This window comes from Pseudoalteromonas fuliginea (assembly GCF_000690055.1).
Classification (GTDB): Bacteria; Pseudomonadota; Gammaproteobacteria; order Enterobacterales; family Alteromonadaceae; genus Pseudoalteromonas; species Pseudoalteromonas fuliginea.
Genome location: NZ_JJNZ01000154.1, coordinates 1 through 681 on the forward strand (window position 1 = coordinate 1; position 681 = coordinate 681).

The 681-nt window shown below is 40.4% G+C and carries 1 protein-coding gene; it reads left to right on the forward strand.

Going from position 1 to position 681, the window contains the following annotated elements; translation table 11 throughout:
* Window positions 1–681: multiheme c-type cytochrome (locus tag DC53_RS0120905; RefSeq protein WP_033032416.1), on the forward strand; the 681-nt coding region annotated here is incomplete at both ends.

Below are 681 nucleotides of genomic sequence, written 5' to 3' on the forward strand. Positions count from 1 at the left end.
TGCAAACGATGAGTGCCAGTCTTGTCATCAACCACAAACCCGTGATTGGAAACAATCAGATCATGCAAGTTCAATGGCTTTAGCCAATAAAGATACAGTGCTTGGGGATTTTAATAATGTAACTACTACCCACTTTTCCCAAAAAGCCGTGTTTTATAAAGAAAAAGATGCCTTTTTAATTGATTTGACCGAGCAAGGCACTAAAAAAACTTACACCGTAAGTTATGTATTTGGCTTTGACCCGCTGCAACAGTATTTAATTGAAGTTGAAAAAGGTAAGTACCAAGTATTTCCTTTTGCATGGGATAGTCGCGCCAAAGCACTTGGCGGGCAGCGTTGGTATGCAAACTACGCTAACGAGGATGTAAAACCCAACGACCGCCTCCATTGGTTGCAACCACTGCAAAACTGGAACGGGATGTGCGCCGATTGCCATTCGGATAATTTAAAGCGTAATTACAATACTGAAAAAGAAAGCTTTGATACGCACTTTTCAAATATAAATGTGGGCTGTAAATCTTGCCACAATAATATAACGGACGAACATAAAACTAAAAAAATCATAAAGGCAGCTCAAACAAGCCCAACCAATATGTCGCAGTGGAAAATTATCGGTGATGATAAAATTGCTACTTGGCAAGGTGAGCCCCGCGATAACAGCTTTATGCAAGGCTGTTATGC